The 16,792-nt window shown below is 62.9% G+C and carries 20 protein-coding genes; 12 read left to right on the top strand and 8 right to left on the bottom strand.

The window, feature by feature from the left end; translation table 11 throughout:
* Positions 1-35: 35 nt before the first annotated feature.
* Entirely contained in the window at positions 36-788 is a 753-nt protein-coding gene (locus tag ACOIX3_RS26630; protein ID WP_420964973.1) for a carbonic anhydrase, read from the bottom strand.
* Between the two features lie 497 nt (positions 789-1,285).
* Between ACOIX3_RS26630 and ACOIX3_RS26625 the strand changes: the two genes are divergently transcribed.
* The 7 genes from ACOIX3_RS26625 (at position 1,286) to ACOIX3_RS26595 (ending at position 5,385) form a co-directional block, all read left to right on the top strand.
* A complete protein-coding gene (locus ACOIX3_RS26625; RefSeq protein ID WP_050403489.1) occupies positions 1,286-1,609 on the top strand; it encodes an ArsR/SmtB family transcription factor in 324 nt (107 codons plus the stop codon).
* Complete coding sequence (locus ACOIX3_RS26620; RefSeq protein ID WP_420964972.1) at positions 1,606-2,037, top strand: SRPBCC family protein; 432 nt, start codon at positions 1,606-1,608, stop codon at positions 2,035-2,037. Before ACOIX3_RS26625 ends, ACOIX3_RS26620 begins: the two co-directional genes overlap by 4 nt.
* A gap of 128 nt (positions 2,038-2,165) precedes the next feature.
* The gene (locus tag ACOIX3_RS26615; protein WP_420964971.1) at positions 2,166-2,399 is read left to right on the top strand and encodes a hypothetical protein; all 234 of its coding nucleotides are present in this window, start codon (positions 2,166-2,168) and stop codon (positions 2,397-2,399) included.
* Positions 2,400-2,432: 33 nt separating this feature from the next.
* Entirely contained in the window at positions 2,433-2,834 is a 402-nt protein-coding gene (locus ACOIX3_RS26610) for a DUF1801 domain-containing protein (RefSeq protein WP_420964970.1), read from the top strand.
* A 400-nt stretch (positions 2,835-3,234) separates the two neighbouring features.
* Positions 3,235-3,735, top strand: coding sequence for a GNAT family N-acetyltransferase (locus ACOIX3_RS26605; protein ID WP_420964969.1), 501 nt, complete (start codon positions 3,235-3,237; stop codon positions 3,733-3,735).
* 217 nt (positions 3,736-3,952) lie between these two features.
* Complete coding sequence (locus ACOIX3_RS26600) at positions 3,953-4,996, top strand: phosphatase PAP2 family protein (RefSeq protein ID WP_420964968.1); 1,044 nt, start codon at positions 3,953-3,955, stop codon at positions 4,994-4,996.
* Positions 4,997-5,112: 116 nt separating this feature from the next.
* Positions 5,113-5,385, top strand: coding sequence for a hypothetical protein (locus tag ACOIX3_RS26595; RefSeq protein WP_420964966.1), 273 nt, complete (start codon positions 5,113-5,115; stop codon positions 5,383-5,385).
* A gap of 156 nt (positions 5,386-5,541) precedes the next feature.
* Here ACOIX3_RS26595 and ACOIX3_RS26590 read toward each other — a convergent pair whose 3' ends face one another.
* The 6 genes from ACOIX3_RS26590 to flgF all read right to left on the bottom strand — a co-directional run bounded on the left by ACOIX3_RS26590 (position 5,542) and on the right by flgF (position 10,180).
* Entirely contained in the window at positions 5,542-5,835 is a 294-nt protein-coding gene (locus tag ACOIX3_RS26590) for an antibiotic biosynthesis monooxygenase (RefSeq protein WP_092125805.1), read from the bottom strand.
* 96 nt (positions 5,836-5,931) lie between these two features.
* Positions 5,932-6,366, bottom strand: a complete 435-nt coding sequence (locus ACOIX3_RS26585; protein WP_420964965.1) for a hypothetical protein — start codon at positions 6,364-6,366, stop codon at positions 5,932-5,934.
* A gap of 428 nt (positions 6,367-6,794) precedes the next feature.
* Positions 6,795-7,547 (bottom strand): flagellar basal body L-ring protein FlgH, encoded by a 753-nt coding sequence (flgH, locus tag ACOIX3_RS26580; RefSeq protein ID WP_092115413.1) that lies wholly within the window; start codon positions 7,545-7,547, stop codon positions 6,795-6,797.
* Positions 7,548-7,552: 5 nt separating this feature from the next.
* Positions 7,553-8,608, bottom strand: coding sequence for a flagellar basal body P-ring formation chaperone FlgA (gene flgA / locus ACOIX3_RS26575; protein WP_420964964.1), 1,056 nt, complete (start codon positions 8,606-8,608; stop codon positions 7,553-7,555).
* A gap of 2 nt (positions 8,609-8,610) precedes the next feature.
* Positions 8,611-9,399 (bottom strand): flagellar basal-body rod protein FlgG, encoded by a 789-nt coding sequence (gene flgG, locus ACOIX3_RS26570; RefSeq protein ID WP_092115411.1) that lies wholly within the window; start codon positions 9,397-9,399, stop codon positions 8,611-8,613.
* Positions 9,400-9,415: 16 nt separating this feature from the next.
* Positions 9,416-10,180: a flagellar basal-body rod protein FlgF gene (gene flgF / locus ACOIX3_RS26565; protein WP_420964962.1), complete on the bottom strand. Its 765-nt coding sequence runs from the start codon at positions 10,178-10,180 to the stop codon at positions 9,416-9,418.
* Positions 10,181-10,563: 383 nt separating this feature from the next.
* Between flgF and fliL the strand changes: the two genes are divergently transcribed.
* The 4 genes from fliL to ACOIX3_RS26545 are packed head-to-tail and all read left to right on the top strand — an operon-like array spanning position 10,564 to position 13,552.
* Positions 10,564-11,052, top strand: coding sequence for a flagellar basal body-associated protein FliL (gene fliL, locus ACOIX3_RS26560; protein ID WP_420964961.1), 489 nt, complete (start codon positions 10,564-10,566; stop codon positions 11,050-11,052).
* An 18-nt stretch (positions 11,053-11,070) separates the two neighbouring features.
* The gene (gene fliM, locus ACOIX3_RS26555) at positions 11,071-12,273 is read left to right on the top strand and encodes a flagellar motor switch protein FliM (protein ID WP_092115408.1); all 1,203 of its coding nucleotides are present in this window, start codon (positions 11,071-11,073) and stop codon (positions 12,271-12,273) included.
* On the top strand, positions 12,270-12,743 hold the full coding sequence (locus ACOIX3_RS26550; RefSeq protein WP_420964960.1) for a DUF6468 domain-containing protein: 474 nt from the start codon (positions 12,270-12,272) through the stop codon (positions 12,741-12,743). The genes fliM and ACOIX3_RS26550 overlap by 4 nt, the downstream gene beginning before the upstream one ends.
* The gene (locus ACOIX3_RS26545) at positions 12,740-13,552 is read left to right on the top strand and encodes a MotE family protein (protein ID WP_420964959.1); all 813 of its coding nucleotides are present in this window, start codon (positions 12,740-12,742) and stop codon (positions 13,550-13,552) included. Before ACOIX3_RS26550 ends, ACOIX3_RS26545 begins: the two co-directional genes overlap by 4 nt.
* 40 nt (positions 13,553-13,592) lie before the next feature.
* Here the strand turns inward: ACOIX3_RS26545 and ACOIX3_RS26540 are convergent, their stop codons facing one another.
* A complete protein-coding gene (locus ACOIX3_RS26540) occupies positions 13,593-14,795 on the bottom strand; it encodes a glycosyltransferase family 87 protein (protein WP_420964958.1) in 1,203 nt (400 codons plus the stop codon).
* Positions 14,796-15,303: 508 nt separating this feature from the next.
* Here ACOIX3_RS26540 and ACOIX3_RS26535 point away from each other — a divergent pair.
* Complete coding sequence (locus ACOIX3_RS26535; RefSeq protein ID WP_420964957.1) at positions 15,304-16,527, top strand: glycosyltransferase family 87 protein; 1,224 nt, start codon at positions 15,304-15,306, stop codon at positions 16,525-16,527.
* Positions 16,528-16,792: the final 265 nt, after the last annotated feature.

Raw genomic sequence — 16,792 nt, 5'->3', positions numbered from 1 at the left:
TTCTTGGCTTCAGTGGTCGCAGGCCGCGCCGAGGTTCAAGTCGCCGGTCGCTTGGCGTCGGTGACCAGCTCGACCTTGCCGTCGGTCAGCCGATAGACCGCGCCGACAATCCGGAGCTTGCCCTGATCGACCGCGGCGCTGAGGATCGGTGTCGCCGTCTTGAGCTTGGCGACGTTGTCGATGACGTTTTGCCTGATGGCGTTGGCGAGCCGGTCGCCCGGCTTGCCCTCGGTCGCCTTCACCGCAGGCGCGATCGCGGTGACCAGCGAGGGCAGATGGCCGGGCAGAGTGGTGTTGTCCTTCAGCGACTCGATCGCGGCGTCGACCGCCCCGCAGCTGTCGTGACCGAGCACCATGAACAGCGGCACGCCGAGCACGGATGACGCATATTCCAGGCTTGCGATCATCTCGTCGCTGGCAAAATTGCCGGCGACGCGGCAGACGAACAGATCGCCGCGGCCGGTATCGAAGGCGTATTCCGGTGCGATGCGGGAGTCCGCGCAACTCAGGATGCCGGCGAACGGGTTCTGTCCGCCGGACAGCGCCTCGCGCTCGTGCTTGAAATCATGCCGCCGCGAGACGCCCTCGACATAACGCAGGTTGCCCTTCACCAGCCGGTCGAGCGCGGCGTCCGGCGGCAGCACGTTCTGCGGCTTCGGCGGCGGCTTTGCCTCTTTGGCCGTCACAGCCGGCGCAAGGGCGAGGCTGGCCGCGGTGCACGCCGCGCCAGCGAGGAAGACGCGTCGGGAGGTTCGGCTGGGGGGAGTTATCTCGCAGAGCTGGCACATCAAGGTTCTCCGTGAACAAGGACCGCATCCGCGCGATATGTGTAGGTCATGCGCAATTCCTTCGCAACGAGGTGCATTCGTACGCTTGCGGGCGCGCCACATTCATCGTTGTCGTCCTGGCGAAAGCCAGGACCCATAACCACCGAACTCGGTGATGAACGGGATCGCGGCCCCAGCGTCGCGCAACAATTGAAGTTTGGGGTAATGGGTCCTGGCTTTCGCCAGGACGACACTGAGTCTGTCGCGCGAGCTGTGAGACATACTTCCGCATTCTCGCGAGATGATTTGTCCGAGCTTTGCGTCTCGTTTCGCCCCGACGGACAAATCAGCGGCCGTCACATAACCAATTAGCTATGTATTTCGGTGCGGCCGATGTTGCGCCCAGCAAGCCGAAATTCGGCAGCTTGGATGCCGGTTGGTCTCCACAACTTTCCCGCTTGACCAATCCATAGCTCGTCAGTTATACGTTAATCCATAACCAGCGGGCTATTGATCCGATGCCGGACGCTCACGACGTGTTGTTTCGAACCCTCGCAGACCCGACCCGCCGGGCGATCTTCGAGCGCCTGTGCCGCGAGGGCGAGCAGACCGTCGGTGCGCTGACCGCGCGGGCAAAGATCTCGCAGCCGGCGGTGTCAAAGCATCTCGGCGTGCTGAAGCAGGCCGGGCTGGTGCGCGATCGCCATGAAGGAAGGCAGACGCATTACAGCGCGCAGCTCGGCGCGCTGGCGCCGTTGATCGACTGGACCAGCCAGATGGCGGGCTTCTGGCAGAACCGGTTCGACCACCTCGAAGATCTTCTCAAAAGGATGGACCAATGAACAAGACCACCCGTGAAACGCGCTCCGCCATCGTGGAGCGCGAATTTCCCCATCCGCCGGAAAAGCTCTGGCGCGCGCTGACGCAACCGCATCTGATGGAGGAGTGGCTGATGAAGAACGACTTCAAGCCCGAGGTCGGGCACAGCTTCAATCTGAGCGGCGAGTGGGGCGGCGTGCTCGACTGCAAGGTGCTCACTGTGGAGCCGCACAAGACGCTGTCCTACACCTGGAATTTCGCCCATGACGATGCCGCCTACAATCTCGAGAGCGTGGTGGTATTTACGCTGACCCCGACGGCGAAGGGCACCCATCTGCGCGTCGAGCAGTCCGGCTTCCAGCCGCATCAGAAGCAAGCGTATGGCGGCGCCCATGCCGGGTGGAAGCAGTTCCTGGAGAATCTCGATCAGCTGCTGGTGCGGGAAGGCTGATCGTCTCTCTCGTCATTGCGAGCGAAGCGAAGCAATCCATCGTGCCGCATGTACGGATAGATGGATTGCTTCGTCGCTTCGCTCCTCGCAATGACGATTTTACACACATCATCCAACAGGAGGTCACATTGAACTGGAACAACTGGATCAGGCAATTTCACCGCTGGCTCTCGATCGCCTTTACGGTTGCCGTCATCATCAACATCGTCGCGATGGTCCTGCAGCAGCAAGCCGTCTGGATCGGCCTGCTGGCGCTGTTCCCGCTGATCTTCATGCTGCTGAGCGGCCTGTATCTGTTCGCGTTGCCCTATCTGGCGCCGCGGCAGATGCAGGGGGGATCGACCTCCGCCTCACAAGTGTGATTGCATGGGACAGGCTGGGACCACGAGGCAGCAATGACGGCATCGGAACGTATCGACCAGATGATCGAGGATCTCACCGACTGGCGCGGCAAGACGCTCGCCAGCCTGCGCAAGAGCATCCTCGCCGCCGACTCGGAAATCATCGAGGAATGGAAGTGGATGGGCAGCCCGGTGTGGTCGCGCGACGGCATCATCGCGGTCGGCAACGCCCACAAGGGCAAGGTGAAGCTGACCTTCATGTACGGCGCACAACTTCCGGACCCCGACAAGCTGTTCAACACCGGCTTCGAAGGCAATGTGCGGCGCGCGATCGATCTGTTCGAGGGCGACAAGATCAACGACCGCGCGCTGAGGGCCCTGATCCGTGCTGCGATCGAGCTCAACCAGGCTAAATCCAGCAAAACTGCGAAGAAGCCGGGGAAGAAGAAGCCGTGAAGTGCGCCCGCGTCGGCCGCTGACGCCGCCCGATTCTGGCGTGTCACCTGTTGGAGGACCGTGCCCTGATAGCGGAAGCTGCTCTGAAAATGCACCCGCCAGCCAAAGCCCCGATGAACATGAGAGGCGGCAGCACTGATCCGGGCGCGATCATGATGAGCAGCGCAACGGATTGGCCGACTTGAGTTGAATGGTCTGACACGGCATAAGCAAACAGGAGCGGCACGACGAGCGAGACCGCAGCGCCAGACAGAAAACCTCGCCAGAATGATCCGTCAATCAAGGCGAAGGCCTCTCGATCCCGTTACTCGTCCTTCGCAAGTCGAGACATTGTGCCGGTTCGCTTCGCTGATGCAAGCGACTGGCTTGTCAAATCTCCCCGGAAGGTTATCCATCCGTGATGATCACGACCAGGCTCGCCACATCGTCGGATGCGGAAGCGATCTCAGCGTTGCTAACGGCCAACGCCGGCGACCGCGGCGGCATGCTGCTCGGGCAATGGCCGCGCGAGGTGATTGAGACGCGCATTGCACGCGGGCAATCGATCGTCATCGCGACCGGCGATAAGGGCAGGCTGCTCGGCGCGCTCCTGACGTCGGAGAAAGGATTCGGCGAGGCCCCGCCGGTGCAGGCCATGCTGAAGGCCTGGCCGGGCGGCCCCGGTGGGTATGTGTATGGTCCCGTGTGCGTCTCCCCGGACGCGCGCGGTCTCGGCGTCCTCGACGCGCTCTACGCCAGGCTTCAGGCCACGTTTCCCGGCCGCGAAGCGATCCTGTTCATCAGGGAAGACAATCCGCGCTCGCTCAAGGCGCATCTGCGGCTCGGCATGCGCGCGGTCGCGCGATACGACTTCGGCGGCAAGGTTTTCATGGTCCTGAGCGACAGGCCCGGCCCCGAATAGCCCGGATCGCGCCGGGAACCTGAGTTCTGCGCACGGGAACTCCAGTCCCGTTGTCAGCAATATCGGGAAATAAATCGTTCACCATCGGATGCGAATGACTGGCGACCTGCCACAGGTTGTATTGGCTTACCAACGCAATTGAAGGCGTGGCTGCTAAACCTGTGGCTGTGGAATGAGCGGGTCTCGTGTCGAGGTGCCCGCTGGAATGGCAGTCGCAATGTTCAGTCAGTTGGTTGGTCCGTCACGGACCACGTCGTCGGCCGATACCGATGTCGCACAGCAGGCCTCCCCGAGAACAGCAGCCACGAGCGAGGAACCTCGCATCCCGCAAGCCCATCAGCGGGTCGAGCGCGGCGCATGGTTGATCGGCATCGCGGCGAGCGGTTTCGCCGGCTACCTGCTTTGGAGATTTGAGATCGCAGTCGAGCCCGAAAGTCTGACGCTGTTCTCGGGCCTGATGGGGTTTCTCCTTGCCGTCGATATCGTCTATGGCAGATGGCGGTCCGCGCCGGTTCTGTCCAATCTGGCGGGAGCGGTTGCCGTGTTCTTCTGGTCGGCCGCGGCGGCAGCAACGATCAGCCTCGTCGGCCTGAGATACAAGTTCCCCCTGATCGATGTCGGTCTCGCCGATGCCGATCGCTTCATCAGGATCGATTTGCCGTCCATCATCCTGTGGTTTGCAAACCATCCCTGGCTGACTGAGCTGCTCGCCGCCGCCTATTGCAGCTCATTCGTCCAGGTGGCCGCGCTATTCGTGCTGCTGGCGGCGACAAAGCGCTTCGACAAGCTTTGGCAGCTGGCATTCGTGTTCGCCTTGACGATCGTTGCGTCGGCGATCTTTTCGGTGTTTTGGCCCGCCAAGGGAGCCTTCGTCTATTTCGACCATCCCGTCGCGATCCTCGATGCGCTGCCGGAGCACGCGGGGATCTATCATCTCGCGAAGTTCGAGTACTTCCGCAACGGCGTGTCTCCGGAACTGTCGTTGAGCAATCTGCAGGGCGTCGTGACCTTTCCGTCGTTCCACACCTGTCTTGCCTTGATGACGGTTTTCGCAACGATTGGCACACGGTGGCTGTTCGGCATCACGCTAATCTGGAATCTCCTCGTCCTCGTCTCGACGCTTCCGATCGGCGGCCATTACGTCATCGACCTGACCTGCGGTGCGCTGCTGTGGCTGGCGGCGATGAAGATCGAGGCGATGCTCGGCAGATCGTTCATGACCTTGCGCGGAATGCCGATGCCGGAAGCCGTGTCCGCCTAGCGCGGGCGCAGAGCCGATCAGCGAGGCAATATCACCTCTGCTTGATGCCGGCGACGGCTTTCTAGCTGAACCCGCCAACTGCGGTTCCGGCAAACGTGAAGGTGGAGCGGACGGCAATGGACTGGGAAGCGTTGTGGGAAGCCCTGCTAGGCTCGTTCTTCCCGGCGCCAACGGGCTCCAGACTGCTTGACGCTGCCCCAACTGGAATCTTCCGTTCACCGCTTTTCTGGGCGTGGATTGTACTGCTTGCCGTTCTGATCGGACTGGCGTGCTGCATCATTCACATCGGCCTTCGGTCAACGCCGACGTTGCTTTGGCTCGCTGTCCTCGTGGATGCCGTCGCTCTGGTGTTCGTGCGGCGCGCGCTCGGATGGCGCTATCCGATCTAACGATCGTCTCGATGGCACCGCCAAGCGTCCGCCGGGCTCGCGCGCAGCCAACCTTCGTCGAGATGTCCACCGCCTGGTCGGATCGCGATGATGCGGCGCGCACCGAACCTGCCGCAGGAAAGTTCTGCCGGGTGAACCTTGCCGGGAAAGCGGCCGTCACGCCTTGGTGTGCACGATCACGGGACCGGCAATTGCGGTGACTTGCCCGATCAGCAATGGGCCGAGATTGTCATCGATCCAGGCCAATGCGCGACGGTTGGCTTCCTCGGCGCCGGCATGGTTGTTGAAGACGCTGATCGCGGTGACCGTGTCGTCGCCGGCATAGACCACGTAATAGGCCATGAAGCCTTCGACATCGCTGATGATCGGAATTGCGCCTTCCTTGATCCGGCGCGCGAGTTCTTCGGCGCTACCAGTCTTCGCCTTGGCGTGACGGATGGCGGCATACATGCGTTCCTCCTTCCGGCTGCATCGATCGGGCTGCGCTTCGCGCATGCGCGATGCTACGCCTGAAGCGGCGGAGATGCCAACGGGATTGCGGACCGATCAGCTGAAACGCCGGGTCACGACGGTCGTGCGGCGGTCGGGGAGCTTCGGCAGCCTCGTCACATCCGCGCGCGTTGCCGTGGTTTTTGGGCCGGGGGCGGGCGCCTGCTCCTGTTGCTGCAGAAACAGCGTGGCTTCGAACACCACGCCGGGGGCCTGCTTGGCGGTGCCCGAGCACACCGCACGATTGCCACTGAAGGTGCCGGTCAGCTGCGCCTCGACCTCGTCGCATCCGAACACGGTGGTGAACGGGCCGTCGGCATATCTGTGCGTCGTCAGGACCGCCGTGAAGCGGTCCTCGTCGAGCTGATAGGAGCCGCCATAGGTGAACATGGCGTCGCCGCCTGTGATCCTGCCGTTTGCAAGCTGGACTATTCCGGTGCCTTCGCCGCGCGGTGTGCGAAACCACGCCGCATATTGACCGTCTCTTTGCATGATCGTCACGAACTGCAAACCCTGCGTTGTCGTCTAGCTACGTTGCAAGCGGAGGGACTGCTACTTAACCTTCTCCCAACGGTTAACGAACCGAGAAGCCGATCGTGCGACTTGCGCGAAGCGGTATCGGACTGGTGCGCGACGATTGGGCGAGAGCCCTTTTTCGTTCCGATGGAATCGGAACGGGCTCTCGATTGTTGTCTTGACGCGTTTTCTTCACGCGAACCGGTGTCCACTTCGCTCGAAAACGCTCTTGTGCATCCGACCGGTCACAAGAATGCCACGGCCCTCGCCAGGGGAGCTAGCGAGGGCCGTGTTGGTACACCGCGCCGCGCCTAGGTTCGCGACGAGATGTGGGAGCTCGTAAAAGTCCTACTCAGGCATGATCGTTATCCGAAAACCGGTTTCCACTTTTCGGGATCATGCCGTTAGAAGGGCAAGAGCACGTCGAGAACCTGCTGGCCGTAGCGCGGCTGTTGCACGTCGGTGATCTGGCCGCGGCCGCCATAGGCGATGCGGGCCTGGGCGATCTTCGAGGAGTCGATGGTGTTGTCGCTCTGGATGTCTTCCGGGCGCACGATGCCGGCCACGATCAGCTCGCGGATTTCGTAGTTGACGCGGATCTCCTGCTTGCCTTCGACGACAAGGTTTCCGTTCGGGAGAATCTGGGTGACGACGGCGGCGACGCTGGTCTGCAGCGCTTCCTGGCGGTTCACGGAGCCCTTGCCGTCGCTCGAGGCCGTGGATTCGGCGGTCAGGATCTTGCCCGGCAGGATCTTGTTCGCTTGCGTGATGGTCTGCGAGCCCAGGAAGTTGGTCACCCCGGAGTCTTCGGAATTGCTGCGGCTGCGCTGGGTTTCGTTGGCGATCGCGGCCTTGTCGGTGAAGTTCACCGTGACCGTCAGGATGTCGCCGACGCGCGCGGCGCGCTGGTCCTTGAAGAAGGCGCGCGAGCCGCTGCGCCACAGCGAGTTGGGGCTGTAGGAGGCGACCTCGGGCTTCGGCATCGGCATCTGCACCGGCTTGTAGCCGGGCTGCGCCGTCGGGTTCTCGATCTCCGTCAGCTTCGGTTTTTCACCGATCTGGGAGAGACGGTCGATCGACGAGCAACCGCTGGCGATCGTTCCGAGCGCGAGCAGCGCACCGGTCAGGATGAGGCGGTTGATGCGGTACTGGGACATGAACTTTACTCGGCGTTTGGTGCAACTGAACTCAGCTTGACGGGAGCGGAATCTGAAGAGGCGGCGTCGGCGGCTGGCGCTGCGCGCGGGGTCGCGACCGAGATCGAAACCTCGCCGCGGCCGGTGACGACGCCGGAGACGGCGCGCTTGGACTGCAAATTCATCACGTTGACGACGTCGCCCTCGGCGCCGCCATCCATCGCCTTGCCGCGGATCGTGAGGTAGAGACCGGAGGTGCGGTAGACCAGCGTGACGTTCTGGTCGCGGGTGACGAGATCGGGTTTTGCCATGTCGGCCGTGCGCAGCGCCTGGCCGGCGCGGATCTGGCGGCGCATCTGCATGCCGACGGCGCCGTCGCGCACTGCGGCGTCGTTGCCGATTTCGGCTTTCGGACGGCGCTCGACCACCACGTCGGAGGCTTTCAGCACGTCGCCGCGTTCGACATTGCGCGTCAGAACGGCGGCCTCGATGGTCTCGATCGCGGTGCCGGTGAGGCGCAGCTTGTACGGAGCCGTGCCGGCTTCGTTGCTGACCTCGAAGGTGACGTCGAAACGCGTCGAGCGCTGGTCGTAGCGCACGGCGACGGGCTGCATCGCGCCGGTGCTGGTTGCCTCGAGGCGGATATCGCCGGGATCGCGGTCGAAGGTCAGCGCGATGTTGCCGGCCCTGCCGAGCCCGTGGCGGCCCTCCAGCGCGCGCGATACCTGCTGCTCGATCTCCTTGCTGTCGATGGTGCGCGCGAGCCGCGCGACGGTGATCTCCTTCAGCTCACGGGTGTCGACGCCGATCACCTGGTGGGTGCGCAGAACGTTCAGCACCTGCGCGACCGGCAGCGTGCCCGTGGTGCCGAGGTCGGGCGCGCGGTAGATCGCAATGCTGCCGGCGCTGCCGGCATTGTCGATGAGGTCGCCGACCCGCACGATGTCGTCCGCGACCGTGACGCTGGCGCGCAGCGTCGGCACCGCGATGGTCTCGCCGCGGCTTTGCGCGGCGGCTGGCAGCGCGGTCACCGCGAGCAGCGCGGCTGCGATCAGGAGTGAGCGGGCGATCATCGACATCATCCTCAGCGGAACAGGTTGGAGGTCGACTGCATCATCTGGTCGGCTGCGGAGACCACCTTCGAGTTCATCTCATAGGCGCGCTGCGCGGCGATCAGGTCGGAGATTTCCGAGACCACTTCGACGTTGGCCTGTTCGAGGTTGCTCTGCTGCATGTCGCCATAGCCGTCGGTGTTGGCGATGCCGTCCTGCGGCTGGCCGGAGGCCGGCGTTTCCTGGAACAGGTTGTCGCCGATCGGCATCAGGCCGGCCTTGTTGATGAAGCGGGTCAGGCCGACCTGACCGATGTTGGTCGATGCGGTCTGGCCCGGCAGCGTCACCGAGACCTGGCCCTGCGCATTGATGGTAAGGCCGGAGGCGTTCTGCGGGATCGTGATCGTCGGCTGCAGCAAATTGCCCTGCGCGTTGACGATGCGGCCCTGGTTGTCCATCTGGAACGAGCCGTCGCGGGTGTAGGTGAAGGTGCCGTCCGGCATCAGGATCTTGAAGAAGCCTTCGCCGCGGATCGCGATGTCGAGATCGTTGCCGGTCGGCGACAGCGTGCCCTGGGTCATCATCCGCGGCGTGCCGACGGTCTTGACGCCGCCGCCGAGGTCGATGCCCATCGGCATGATGGTGTTCTGGTCGGAGGCCTGCGCGCCGACCCGGCGCACATGGTCGTAGATCAGGTCCTGGAACGCAGCGCGCTGCTTCTTGTAGCCGGTGGTACGCAGGTTCGCGATGTTGTTGGAGATCACCTGAACGCTGAGTTCCTGTGCCGCCATTCCGGTCGCCGCGGTATAAAGTGCGCGCATCGTTCAATCCCCCGGATCAGTTCGGCACGTCGGCGAGCTTCTCGATCGCCGATTTGTGCAGGTCGCTCTGCTGCTGGAGCAGCGAGGCGATTTGGGTGTAGGTCCGCGTGATCTCGATCATGCGGCTCATCTCGACGACGGAATTGACGTTCGACTTCTCGATGAAGCCCTGGCGGATCTGCGCCTTGGTGTCCGGCTGCGGCACCGCGCCTTCGCCCGGCACATAGAGGTTGGAGCCTTCCTTCAGCAGGCGCTGGGCCTGCGCGAACGAGACCAGGCGCAGCTTGCCGCGGATCGAGTCGAGGCGGGACGTGCCCTCGAGCACGCTGACGTTGCCGTCGGGGGCGATGTTGACGTCGTGATCGGTCTGCTGGAACGTGATCGGGCCGGCGGTGCCGAGCACCTGGTAGCCCGAGGCGGTGACGAGCTGGCCGCGATTGTTGATCGCCAAATTGCCGTCGCGGGTGTAGCGCTCGCCGCCCGGCGTCTGCACCACCAGGAAGGCGTTGCCGTCGATCGCGACGTCGAGCGGGTTCTTGGTCTCTTCGGTCGGGCCCTGCGAGAAGTCGTGGAAGGTCGCGCGGTCCTGCACGAAGGAGACGCGGCGGTCGGAGGACGCGAAATTGTCCTCATGCGCGTTCGAGGACAGATATTCCTGGAACAGCGACCGGTCGGCCTTGTAGCCGTTGGTGTTCATGTTCGCGATGTTGTTGGAAACGACATCCATCTGCCGTTCCAGCACCATCTGCTTCGATAGTCCGACCAGAAGCGTATTCTGCATCGGTGGTTCTCCCCTGTGAGGTGATCCGATGCGAAAGGTTCTCCCAAACCCTCACGCCGGACCGTCGGTAACCATTGGGTTCTCCCAAACCCGCCAGTCACATCGTCCTCTCAGCGAAACCCGTGCCAATTTGAAATAATCAGATATTTGAATGGTTTAGGTGTTTTGCAGGGCGCCGTGCCGGGCGGCAGAAAGGTCTTGTTGACCATGTTTGCCCGGCAGTTTTTTCCTAGTTGAAGGTAAATCCTAATCATCCGTTAACCATTATGACCCCAGTGTTGCCGGCATTGGGGCGCGTGTGCGCCGGCGGCCTTTGTATCGCGTCTTCAAGCCAAAGCTGGGGCAAATCGCGTTCGCATCCTTCAGGTTGAAGCGAGCGGACGATGGCGGACGACGAAAAGACGGATAGCGGCGAGGGCGCAGCCGCTCCGAAGAAGGGCAAGCTCAAGCTGATCATTGCCGTCGTCGGCTTCCTCGTCGTGCTCGGCGCCGGAGCAGGCGGATGGTTCTTCTTCATGCGCGGTCACGGCGAGGAGCAGCACGCCGAAGCGCCGCCGCCGAAGCCGCCGAGCTTTGTCGACGTGCCCGACATGCTGGTCAATCTGGTCGGCGCGCCCGGCGAGCGGGTGCAATATCTCAAGCTGAAGCTCGTGCTCGAGATCAAGGAAGAGAAGCAGGTCGAGGCGATCAAGCCGGCGCTGCCGCGCGTCACCGACTTGTTCCAGACCTACATGCGCGAGCTGCGCCCGAGCGATCTCAACGGCTCGGCCGGCCTGTTCCGTCTCAAGGAAGAGCTGACCAAGCGCGTCAACCTCGCGCTGGCGCCCAACCAGGTCAACGCGGTGTTGTTCAAGGAAGTCGTGATCCAGTGACGGGGCGGATGTAAAGCCATGGCCGGCAACGACCAGATGGACCAGGACGCCATTGCGGCCCAGTGGGAAGCCTCGCTCGATTCCGAGGATCCCGCGGCGGCCGCGGCGGAAGCTGCCAAGAACGAGCTCACCGAGAATATGGCGCTGCAATGGGCCGCCATGGTCGAGGACGGCAGCCGCGACTTCGGTGGCAAGAACACCAATGGCGAGCGCGTGCTGTCGCAGGAGGAGATCGACAATCTCCTCGGCTTCACGGTCGGCGACGTCAGCCTCGACGATCATTCCGGCATCCGCGCCATCATCGATTCGGCGATGGTGTCCTACGAGCGTCTGCCGATGCTCGAAATCGTGTTCGACCGCCTGGTGCGGTTGATGACGACCAGCTTGCGCAATTTCACCTCCGACAACGTCGAAGTCTCGCTCGACCGCATCACCTCGGTGCGCTTCGGCGACTACATGAACTCGATCCCGCTGCCGGCGGTGCTCTCGGTGTTCAAGGCGGAGGAGTGGGAGAATTTCGGCCTCGCCATGGTCGACTCCAATCTGATCTATTCGATGATCGACGTGCTGCTCGGCGGCCGCCGCGGCCAGACCCAGCTCAAGATCGAGGGCCGGCCCTACACCACGATCGAGACCAATCTGGTCAAGCGGCTGGTCGAGGTGGTGCTGTCTGATGCCGAGCAGGCGTTCCGGCCGTTGTCGCCGGTGACCTTCACGATCGACCGGCTCGAGACCAATCCGCGCTTTGCCGCGATCAGCCGTCCGGCCAACGCCGCGATCCTGGTGCGCCTACGCATCGACATGGAAGACCGCGGCGGCAATGTCGAATTGCTGCTGCCCTACGCCACCATCGAACCGATCCGCAACGTCTTGTTGCAGATGTTCATGGGCGAAAAGTTCGGCCGCGACCCGATCTGGGAAGGCCATTTCGCCACCGAAGTGGCGCAGGCCGAGATTGCGGTCGATGCGGTGCTGTACGAGGCCGATATCCCGCTCAAGGAGCTGATGAAGCTCAAGGTCGGCGACACGCTGCCGCTGGACATCCGCTCCGACGCGCTGGTCTCGGTCCGTTGCGGCAATGTCACCCTGACGGAGGGCCGCATGGGCCGCGTCGGCGACCGCGTCGCAATCCGCGTCACCAAGAATTTGCGTAAACCCCAAACCACCTTCGCGATGTTCGAGAAGGCGGACGAGCGGACCAAGATGATGGAGGCACCATGAGTCATGTGCTTGGACTAGCAATCGAGAGTCTGGTAGCCGTGCTGTTGATGCTGACGATCGGCTATTGCTGGCTGCTCAACAAGCGGCTGCAGCGGCTGAAGGCGGACGAGCATTCGCTGAAGGCGACGATCGCGGAATTGATCACCGCGACCGAGATCGCCGAGCGGGCAATCGGCGGATTGAAGCACGCGGTGCGCGACGTCAACGAGAACCTCGGCAACCAGCTCGATGCGGCAGTGCAGATGTCGGCGCAGCTGAAGAACCAGCTGGCGGAAGGCGACCATGTGGTGCGCCGCCTGTCCAAGATCGCGCTGGCCGCGCGGCCGCCGGAGCCCGCGCACGCTCCGGCACCGGCAGCGGCGCCCGCCGCACCGGTGGCGCCGGCGCCCAGGGTTTCGGCCGCGCGCGCGGTTGCCGCGGCGGCTGAAGCCTTCACCGAGCGCAGGAGGGCCGGCGGCCTCGCTGCATGAAGTTGCTTCGTGACATCAGAGTGATGCCCGTGGTGCTGGTTGCGATCTTCGGCCTGATGGTGCTGAAGGTCGCGGGCCTCGTGCTCGATGGCGGTTACGTGTTTGCCGACGACGCGCCGCCGGCCGGCCCGGCCGGTCCATCCTGGGCGCAGCAGAATTTCAACTTCCCAGGCGCTCCCAAGGCGGTTGCCGACAGCAAGTTCAAGGCCGATCCCGGCGACATCACGGGATCGGTCGAGGGCAAGGACGCGAAGAAGGACGAGGCACCGAAACCGGCCGCGCCGGCCGCGGAGGCGCCCAAGCCCGACGGCGTGGTGGTCAATCTGGATGCGCCGCCGCCGGTGTCGGCCTCCGAACGCGCGATCCTGGAACGGCTGCAGTCGCGCCGCCAGGAGCTCGAGACGCGCGCCCGCGAGGTCGAGATTCGCGAAAGCCTGTTGAAGGCCGCCGAGAAGCGCATCGAGGCCAAGGTCGAGGAGGCCAAGGCCAATGACGCCAAGTCGAATGCCGATGCGGCGGCCAAGGCCGAAGCCGACGCCGCCCGCTTCAAGGGCATCATCACCATGTACGAGAACATGAAGCCGAAGGACGCCGCCAAAGTGTTCGACCGGCTGGAGATGACCGTGCTCTACCAGATCGCCTCGCAGATCCAGCCGCGCAAGATGTCGGACATCCTCGGCCTGATGCAGCCCGAGGCCGCCGAACGGCTCACGGTCGAACTCGCGCGCCGCGCCGGCGGCGACAAGTCGGTATCAACAGACGATCTTCCCAAGATCGAAGGCAAGATGCTCACGCCGAAGACGAATTGACGGACGCTATCGGGAAATCCGTCAATTGGCAGTGGCGTCCTCAGCCGTAAGCCAGATCCGACTTAACACCGGGTTGCCTGCATCTGATCCAGATCATCGCAATGACGGTCGCGCACATGAACGGACCAAGGGGCACCAGTACGATCGGGTAGGCAAACCCCAACAGGACAAGCACGCCGAACCCGATCCTGAGTGCGGAGCGGTTCGAGAGAAGAAGGCTGCGTTCGGCCATGGACGCGTTCATGAGAAAAACGAGCGCGCCAGCCAGTATCGCCGCGTCGTAGATTGCGAAGTAGGGAGAGACAAGCAGCGTTGCGGTGAGCAGACTCGCGGCCTTGACGGCGAAGCTCACATTGCGGTGCCATATGATGAGTACCCAGATGGTGACTGCTCCAGCGACGGCGATGTGCAACGTCATGGCCAATCCGTAGCCGAAGCCGGCAAACCGAAGCACGCCGTAGACGCTCTGCAGTTTGTACCAAGCCAGCCCGCCAGTGAGATGGAACTGCGTCGCGAAGGTTGCCGCCTCACGGAACCCCACAAAGGTGTCCCAGCCGAAGATAAGTCCGGTAAGCAGTATGAAGACTGGTATCACGAGGCTGGCTGTGATGACGACGGTCCACCGTCCAGTGACTATCAGCACGAGGGGAAGCAGGACGCCATATTGCGGCTTGAACGTCAGCAGCGCGATCAGGACGCCGCTGACGATCGGGTGTCTGTCTAGCGTGAGCAGGATGCCGCAGAGTAAAGATGCAGCGAGCAGGGAGCTTTGGCCGACGAGGAAATCGTATAAGACGGGTGGCGTGGCGAATGCCAGCAGCAGCGCGACGGCGCCCGGCCGAATGGCGCAAACAACGACCGCCCAGCACAGCAGCTTTGCCGCGCTCCAGGTCCAGAACGCGATCGGAAACGGCAGCTGCGCCAGCAGCGCCGCCACAAAGAAAAACACCGGTGGATAGAAGAAGGGTGTAGGATTTTCGTCAACCGGATACGGAGCTTGGTTCAAGCTCGGATGAATCCGAAGAATCAGTTCCCGCAGCTGATGCCAATCGTAGGCGGCAGCGGCGTGGCCGTCGAGGGCCATCGCCCCGGCGGTCCAAAAACATGAAAAATCGAGCCCGGTCGCTCCGCTACCGTCAATGGCTTTCGGTATCGCCGCGAACAAGGTGAAGCTCAATACGATGAGGCAGGCGACGGCTAGTGCACGGTCGGATCCGATGCGCGCCGCATCGGCGTGCGCCATTCCAATTCCATTCATGAAACTGCCAGCAGCTATAAAATGATTAAAATGTAAGCCATTTTTATACCGCCATTGGCCGTGGCGCAAGCAAGTGGCCGGTCTCCGTGCAGCCTTAGGTTAATCGCCAGGAGTTCCGCGCGTGCCCGGTGGATCGGGCGGAAGCCGAGCCCACCCGCTTCAGGGCCATCGTCACCAAGTACGACAAAGGCGCAGTCGGAGGCGCTGCAGTGCCAGGTGCTGGCTTGGCTGAAGCGGATGTTCGCCCGCCTTCGATGGTGTGGGGCCCGACGGGGCCTCAGCGAAGCCAAATTCGTGTCGACACCGAGAAGTCTCCGGTCGCCACCGCATCTCCCAAGACAGATGCGGGGTCTTTTGCGCGGTGCCCGATGGACACGATCGCCACGGAGCACCGAGGTTATGGTAGCGTTAAATGGTAGCGTTAAGTCGCAACCGATTTGTCATTTTGAAATTGAAGTCGCTATGTCTCAAGGTGGTGCTTTAGGAATTGCCAATGCTGAAAGACATGCCCTGGCTGACCGCGCGGCGCGCCCGATTGTACGTGAGTGGCGTCGCAATTGTGCTGGTGCTGACCCTTGCGAGGTCGCTTTTGCTATTTTACCGCGACGGCGGCTATGGCGTGAATAATTTTCTACTCGGCTCGGACTTCCTGACGTTCTGGGCGGCCTCGCTTCAGGTTCTGGCTGGGCATCCCGCCGAGGTTTATGTGCCCGAATTGCATCTGCTCGCGGAGGCTCCATACCTGCGAGACGGCTACGAGGCGTTCTTCTATCCGCCGACGATGCTGCTCGTGTGCCTGCCGCTCTCGCTCGTGCCGTATTTCGCCTCGCTGTTCGTGTTCATCAGTATCACGGCGGCGTCGTTCGCCGCGGTGATCTGGCGTATCCTGCGAACGCCTTGGTGCCTGGTCGCGACCTTCGCCTATGCGCCGGTGTATCTTAATGCCGTGGCAGGGCAGAACGCTTTTCTGACGGCTTCGATCCTCGGATGCGGTCTTGGCATGATGAACCGGAGGCCAAAGCTCGCGGGCGCGATCCTCGGGCTGATGGTGATCAAGCCGCACCTGGCGCTGGCCGTGCCGATCGCCCTGATCGTCACAGGTCGCTGGCGCACGCTGATCTGGGCAGGCATTTCCTCGATTTCGCTCGTCGTGCTGTCCGCGCTGCTGTTCGGCCTGGATACGTGGCTTAGCTTCCTCGACGTCTCTCACTCGGCCCGCCAGGCTCTGGAGAACGGCGACGTCGAGTTTTCATTGCTTCAGAGCGTGTACGCGACAGCGCGTCTGCTCGGCGCCGGCGCCAGCACTGCCTTTGTCATTCACGGCCTCGTGGCGCTGGGCATGGTGTGTGTGATGGTCTGGATGTTGCGTCGGAACGTCAGCGCTGCTGCTGAACGCTCGATCATCGTGCTCGCCTGCCTGCTGATTACGCCGTTCTCCCTGTTCTACGACATGCTCATTATGGCGCTGCCGCTGGCCTGGATGCTGCGCGAGTGGTTGAAGGTCGGCCTTCCGGCCTGGTCGAAAATGGTGCTTGGCGTGACCTTCCTCGCGCCGCTGGTCTTCTACCTGCCTGTCCTCTACCAATTGTCGGTCGTGAAGCCGCTGCCTTTTGGTGCTCCGGTCATCATCCTGTTCTGCTGGTTGCTGGTCCGGGAGAGCACGCAGACGCGGCAAGCAGCGCATGGCGAGCCAGAGGTCTCGGCGGTCCGAGTTTGAGCGCGCTTGCTCAGACCTCCGTAACATCGCGGGAAGTGTCCAGTTCCGGGCCTTGATCCAGTAGGGGCACCCACGCCTTCACCGGCGATGACGGTCGGACGGAACTCCTCGGTAGCACCGGATGCACGGACCAGCCCAGTGCGGCGATCAAACCCGGAACCGGGCGCTATTGACCGCCGAACCCGACATCGCCCTGAACGAAATCAAAGGGGGTCGGTTTACGTTAACAGCTCCTTAACGTCGCCCGATCCAAGATCGGGACGCG

Source organism: Bradyrhizobium sp. B120, from assembly GCF_049075665.1.
Lineage (GTDB): Bacteria > Pseudomonadota > Alphaproteobacteria > Rhizobiales > Xanthobacteraceae > Bradyrhizobium.
Note: the sequence above shows the minus strand (reverse complement) of the source record. Positions and strands in the feature narration are given on the sequence as shown.

Excerpts from the sequence above, each read along its gene's own strand:
- flgF (WP_420964962.1), bottom strand. The coding sequence starts at position 10,180 with ATGCAGAATACGCTTCTGGTCGGACTATCGAAGCAGATGGTGCTGGAA.
- flgA (WP_420964964.1), bottom strand. The coding sequence starts at position 8,608 with ATGATGTCGATGATCGCCCGCTCACTCCTGATCGCAGCCGCGCTGCTC.
- ACOIX3_RS26585 (WP_420964965.1), bottom strand. The coding sequence starts at position 6,366 with ATGCAAAGAGACGGTCAATATGCGGCGTGGTTTCGCACACCGCGCGGC.
- ACOIX3_RS26545 (WP_420964959.1), top strand. The coding sequence starts at position 12,740 with ATGAAGTTGCTTCGTGACATCAGAGTGATGCCCGTGGTGCTGGTTGCG.
- ACOIX3_RS26620 (WP_420964972.1), top strand. The coding sequence starts at position 1,606 with ATGAACAAGACCACCCGTGAAACGCGCTCCGCCATCGTGGAGCGCGAA.
- flgG (WP_092115411.1), bottom strand. The coding sequence starts at position 9,399 with ATGCGCGCACTTTATACCGCGGCGACCGGAATGGCGGCACAGGAACTC.
- ACOIX3_RS26600 (WP_420964968.1), top strand. The coding sequence starts at position 3,953 with ATGTTCAGTCAGTTGGTTGGTCCGTCACGGACCACGTCGTCGGCCGAT.
- ACOIX3_RS26540 (WP_420964958.1), bottom strand. The coding sequence starts at position 14,795 with ATGGCGCACGCCGATGCGGCGCGCATCGGATCCGACCGTGCACTAGCC.
- flgH (WP_092115413.1), bottom strand. The coding sequence starts at position 7,547 with ATGTCCCAGTACCGCATCAACCGCCTCATCCTGACCGGTGCGCTGCTC.
- ACOIX3_RS26625 (WP_050403489.1), top strand. The coding sequence starts at position 1,286 with ATGCCGGACGCTCACGACGTGTTGTTTCGAACCCTCGCAGACCCGACC.
- ACOIX3_RS26595 (WP_420964966.1), top strand. The coding sequence starts at position 5,113 with ATGGACTGGGAAGCGTTGTGGGAAGCCCTGCTAGGCTCGTTCTTCCCG.
- fliL (WP_420964961.1), top strand. The coding sequence starts at position 10,564 with ATGGCGGACGACGAAAAGACGGATAGCGGCGAGGGCGCAGCCGCTCCG.
- ACOIX3_RS26590 (WP_092125805.1), bottom strand. The coding sequence starts at position 5,835 with ATGTATGCCGCCATCCGTCACGCCAAGGCGAAGACTGGTAGCGCCGAA.
- fliM (WP_092115408.1), top strand. The coding sequence starts at position 11,071 with ATGGCCGGCAACGACCAGATGGACCAGGACGCCATTGCGGCCCAGTGG.
- ACOIX3_RS26630 (WP_420964973.1), bottom strand. The coding sequence starts at position 788 with ATGTGCCAGCTCTGCGAGATAACTCCCCCCAGCCGAACCTCCCGACGC.
- ACOIX3_RS26605 (WP_420964969.1), top strand. The coding sequence starts at position 3,235 with ATGATCACGACCAGGCTCGCCACATCGTCGGATGCGGAAGCGATCTCA.
- ACOIX3_RS26550 (WP_420964960.1), top strand. The coding sequence starts at position 12,270 with ATGAGTCATGTGCTTGGACTAGCAATCGAGAGTCTGGTAGCCGTGCTG.
- ACOIX3_RS26535 (WP_420964957.1), top strand. The coding sequence starts at position 15,304 with ATGCTGAAAGACATGCCCTGGCTGACCGCGCGGCGCGCCCGATTGTAC.
- ACOIX3_RS26610 (WP_420964970.1), top strand. The coding sequence starts at position 2,433 with ATGACGGCATCGGAACGTATCGACCAGATGATCGAGGATCTCACCGAC.